The 4,450-nt window shown below is 77.2% G+C and carries 6 protein-coding genes; 2 read left to right on the forward strand and 4 right to left on the reverse strand.

Translation table 11 applies throughout. From position 1 onward, the window contains the following. The coding region (locus tag GTQ99_RS20180) for an aminotransferase class V-fold PLP-dependent enzyme (protein WP_240897833.1) at window positions 1–1,074 on the forward strand (1,074 nt) is incomplete at its 5' end. Window positions 1,075–1,166: 92 nt separating this feature from the next. Further along, complete coding sequence (locus GTQ99_RS20185; protein WP_166617498.1) at window positions 1,167–1,592, forward strand: YtxH domain-containing protein; 426 nt, start codon at window positions 1,167–1,169, stop codon at window positions 1,590–1,592. 109 nt (window positions 1,593–1,701) lie between these two features. Here GTQ99_RS20185 and GTQ99_RS20190 read toward each other — a convergent pair whose 3' ends face one another. From GTQ99_RS20190 to GTQ99_RS20205, 4 genes are all read right to left on the reverse strand, one after another. Beyond that, entirely contained in the window at window positions 1,702–3,087 is a 1,386-nt protein-coding gene (locus GTQ99_RS20190) for a sugar porter family MFS transporter (protein WP_420814597.1), read from the reverse strand. Window positions 3,088–3,278: 191 nt separating this feature from the next. Continuing rightward, a complete protein-coding gene (locus GTQ99_RS20195; RefSeq protein ID WP_166617500.1) occupies window positions 3,279–3,791 on the reverse strand; it encodes a DUF6328 family protein in 513 nt (170 codons plus the stop codon). A 33-nt stretch (window positions 3,792–3,824) separates the two neighbouring features. After that, complete coding sequence (locus tag GTQ99_RS20200; RefSeq protein ID WP_166617501.1) at window positions 3,825–4,037, reverse strand: hypothetical protein; 213 nt, start codon at window positions 4,035–4,037, stop codon at window positions 3,825–3,827. Then, window positions 4,034–4,450: methylated-DNA--[protein]-cysteine S-methyltransferase (locus GTQ99_RS20205; RefSeq protein WP_166617502.1), on the reverse strand; the 417-nt coding region annotated here is incomplete at its 5' end. The genes GTQ99_RS20205 and GTQ99_RS20200, both read right to left, overlap by 4 nt.

Consider the following 4,450-nt stretch of genomic DNA (forward strand, 5'->3'; position numbering starts at 1 on the left):
CAGCTGTGGCGGACCGGCCGGCCCGCCCGCACCCTCGTCCACCTCGACTCCGCCGCCGCCGGCCGCAGCAGCTGGGCGGTGCTGGACGCCACCGCCGCCCACGCCCGCCGGGAGGCCGAGCGCGGCGGCTACGTGGCCTGGGTGGAGGCCGCGGACGTGCTGGAGGCGGGCCGCGCCGACGTGCGGGCGCTGCTGGGCTGGGACGCCGGGGAGGGGACCGTCTCCTTCGTGCACAGCGCCGAGGACGCGCTGCGCCGCGTGCTGGCCCGCTGGCCCGGCGGCCCGCCGGCGCAGGTGCTGCACGCGCGCGGGGAGTACGGCCCGAACGTGCGCGTGCTGGAGGAGGCCGGGGCCGCCCGCACCGTCCTGGACGCCGGGCACCGCCTGGACCCGGCCGGCCTGCAGCGCGAGCTGGCGCGGCGGCGCCCGGACCTGGTGCACCTGACGTGGCTGGGCAGCCACGTCGGCACCGTGCAGCCGGTGGGCGCGCTGAGCGCCGTCTGCGCGGCCGCGGGCGTGCCGGTCGTCGTCGACGCGGCGCAGGCCCTCGGGCACCTGGACACCAGCGGCGCGCCCGCCGCGGACGTCGTCTACGGCACCTCCCGCAAGTGGCTGGCCGGCCCGCGCGGCGTCGGGTTCGTCGCCGTGCGCGGGCCGCTGGCGCAGCGGCTGACGGGGCTGGAGCAGGCCGAGGCCCACGTGGCCGGCCGCGTCGGCCTCGCCACCGCCCTGGCCGAGCACGTGCGGCTCGGCCCGGCCGCCGTCACCGCCGGCCTGGCCGCCGTCGGTGCGCGCACCCGCCACCGGCTGGCCGGGGCCCTCGAGGGCCGCTGGGAGGTCGTGGAGGACCTCGACGAGCCCAGCGCGATCGTCACGCTGCGCCCGCGCGGGCAGGTGGACCTCCCCGCGCTGCGCGCCGCGCTGCTGGCCGGGGAGGGGATCGTCACCACCTGCTGCGGCACCGAGCGCTCCCCGGGCGAGATGCGGGCGCCCTCGCTGCGCGTCAGCGGCCACCTCGACACCACCGACGAGGACCTCGACGCGCTGGCCGCGGCCCTGCTGCGCCGCTCCTGACGAGCGTCCCCCGGCGTCCCGGCGAGCGGGAGGGGGCCGGGACGGGCAGAGTTGGGCGCCAGATCACGAAGCCCCGACCCGAGGAGGAGACCATGCTCGGAAAGGCCCTGTTCCTGGCCGCCGGCGCCGCCGGCTACGTGCTCGGCGCGCGCGCCGGTCGTGAGCGCTACGACCAGATCGCCGGTGCGGCCGGCCGCCTGTGGGGCAACCCCAAGGTGCAGTCGACCGTCGGCGACCTGGAGGACCGCGCCACCGGCCTGGCCAAGCAGGCCGGTTCGGCCGCCCAGGAGAAGGTCGGCGCCGCCGCCAGCTCCGTGGCGAGCTCGGTGAAGGACAAGGTGGGCGGCGGCTCCAGCAGCACCGCCGCCACCGCGAGCGCCGCCGGCACCCCCGACGCCGCCGGCACCTCGGACACCGGCCTCGGCGCCGGCTCCGGCCTCACCTCCGACCCCACCTCCGCCTCCGGCGTCGGCGCGCCGCTGGGCGAGCAGCACCACACCCGGATGCCCACCGACTGAGCAGCCGCTGCGCACCGGCCGAGCAGCCCTGCGCACCGACTGAGCACCGCACCCGCCCGCCGGCGCCCCGCAGCGCCGGCGGGCGGTGCCGCGCGCGCCCCGCCCGGGATCAGGAGCGCTCGCCCTTCCCGGCGCCGACCGGCGCGGCCTCCTTGAAGTCCGCGGGCCGGAAGCGCCCCGCGGACAGCCTCCCCTCGATCTGCTCCAGGCTGCGGCCGGTCAGCTCGGGCATCTTGCGGAACAGGAAGACGAAGGCGAGCACGTTGAAGCCCGCGTACAGCCAGAAGGTCTGACCGGTGCCGATCGTGTCGATGATGCTCAGCAGCGTCAGCGTGATGAGCAGGTTGGTGCCCCACAGCGACGCCGACTGCGCCGCGGCACCGGCCGAGCGGGTGGCCAGCGGGTAGATCTCCGAGCCGGTGAGCCAGCCCATCAGCTGGATGCCGCCGGCCGTGAAGGCCATGAACGCCACGAGCGTGGCGATGATGTACGGCACCTGCGCACGGCCGGCGTTGCCGGTGACGAAGAAGGTGCCCAGCACGATGAGCGACAGGGCGGCCCCCGGCAGGGTCAGCAGCGTCAGCCGCCGCCGGCCGACGCGGTCGATGACGGCCAGCCCGATGAGCTGGGTGACGAGGTACGTGGCGCCCAGGGCGACGGAGACGCGCAGCGCCGTGCTGTCGGGGAAGCCGTTGTCGGTGAGGATCGTCGGCGAGTAGTAGACGATCATCTCGATGCCCGACAGCTGGGTGAAGACCGCCAGGCCGCAGCCGACGACCAGCGCCGGGCGCACCCACGCCTCCCGCAGGCCGCGCCAGCCGCGGGTGCTGGCCTCGGTCTCGGCGCGGACCAGCTCGCCGATCTCGTCCAGCTCGCCGGAGACGTCGGCGCCGCGGGGGCGCACCCGCTCCAGCGCCTGGCGCGCGCGCTCGCCGTGCCCGGCCCGCACGAGCCAGCGCGGGCTCTCGGGCAGGCGCAGCATGAGCACGAGCATCACGGCCGCCGGCACGGCGGCCGCACCGATCGCCAGGCGCCAGTCCACGCGCTCGCTGGCGCCGACGATGGTGGCGATGAGGATGCCGACGCCGATGGCGATCTGGAAGAAGAGCACCAGGCGCCCGCGGTACTTCGTCGGCGCGAGCTCGGCGACGTACACGGGGGCGGTCTGGGTGGCGCCGCCGACGGCGAAGCCGAGCACCAGGCGCGCCAGCGACAGCGTGACGGGGTCGGGCGCCAGCGAGGCGCCGATGGTGCCCACCACGAACACCCCGGCGACGATCAGCAGGGTGCCGCGGCGCCCGCGCCGCTCGCCGAGCCGGCTGCACGTCAGCGCACCGATCACGGCGCCGGCCAGGATCGAGGCCGCGATGACCTGCTCCCAGCCGTTGCCGATGGTGAACTCGTCGCTGATCTGCAGCAGCGCGCCGGAGATGATCCCCGTGTCGTAGCCGTACAGCAGCCCGGAGATGGCCGAGACGAGCGCGACGACGACCACGGCACCGGTCAGCCCGCCGCCGCCCTCGCCCGCCGCGGCGCCACCTCCCCCGCGGGGCGGTGCGCTGTCGTGCTCGCGGGACGCGGCCATCGGGTCCTCCTGCGTCTGCTCGGGCGCCTGCACCGGCGGCGCCGGCCGCCACAGCGAACCACCCCCGGTGGCGCACCGCCCGTCGGGTGCGGTGCGCGCCCTCAGCCCCGGGCGCGCTCGGCGCGCACGCGGCGCACGGCGCGCAGCGGCAGGGCGTACCAGCACAGGGCGATGAGGAGGGCGACCGCGCCGCCGGCGCACCAGCCCGCGACCCGGCCGGCGACCACGTCCACGACGAGCAGCACCCCGCCGGAGACGACGAGGCCGACGGTGGCCAGCCCCGCCTTGGTGAACCTCGTGCCCGCCTGGACGAGCCGCTCCTTGGAGCGCATCCGGAACAGCGCGCGGTGGTAGCCCACGGGGGCGATGAACATCACGACGGCGGTGACGGCCAGCAGCATGACGGCCGTGTAGACGCCCTGCTGGTAGCCGTCGAGCTCCTCGAAGCGGGACTGGAACGGCAGGGTGAGCAGGAAGCCGGCGAGCAGCTGGACGCCGGTCTGCACGACCCGCAGCTCCTGCAGCAGCTCCACCCAGTTGCGGTCCATCCGCTCCGTCGGCGTCTCGCGCCGCAGGTCCGCGTACGGGTCGTCGAGGTCGGGCGCCGGGCTCACGAGCGCATCGTGGCAGCGCCCGGCCCGCGGCGCTCACCGGTCGTCGGCGTCCTCGTCCAGCAGCTCGATCCGCTCGTCGGCGTCGGCGGGCTCGGGGCGGTCGTCGGCGCCGCGGCCGCGGGCGGCCTCCGCGGCGTCCTCGACCGCGCCGGCGGCCGACTCGGGGTCCACCGCGCCGACCTGCTCGTCGGGGACGTGCTCCTCGGCCTGCGCCGCTCGCCGCACCTCGGGGACCGCTTCGCTCACGGCTCCACCCTGCCCCCGTCCTCCAGCCGCAGCAAGCGCCTCTTCGCCTCCTCCCCGCCCGCGTACCGCCCGGGGCTGCCGTCGCTGCGCACGACCCGGTGGCAGGGCACGAGCAGCGGCAGCGGGTTCAGCGCGCAGGCGGTGCCGACGGCCCGCACCGCGCGGGGGCTGCCGGCCCGGGCGGCGACCCCGGCGTAGCTGGCGGTGTCGCCGAAGGCGATGCCCTGCAGCACCTGCAGCACGGCGCGGCGGAAGCCCCCGGCCAGGCTGAGGTCCAGCGGCACCTCGAAGCCGCGGCGCCGGCCGGCGAAGTACTCCTCCAGCTGGCGGGTGACGGCCTCCAGCCGGGCCGGTGCCCGCAGCACGCGGGGGCTGACGCGCCGGGCCAGCTCCTCGAGGGCGGCGTCGTGGTC

The organism is Kineococcus vitellinus, assembly GCF_009906315.1.
GTDB classification, from domain to species: Bacteria; Actinomycetota; Actinomycetes; order Actinomycetales; family Kineococcaceae; genus Kineococcus; species Kineococcus vitellinus.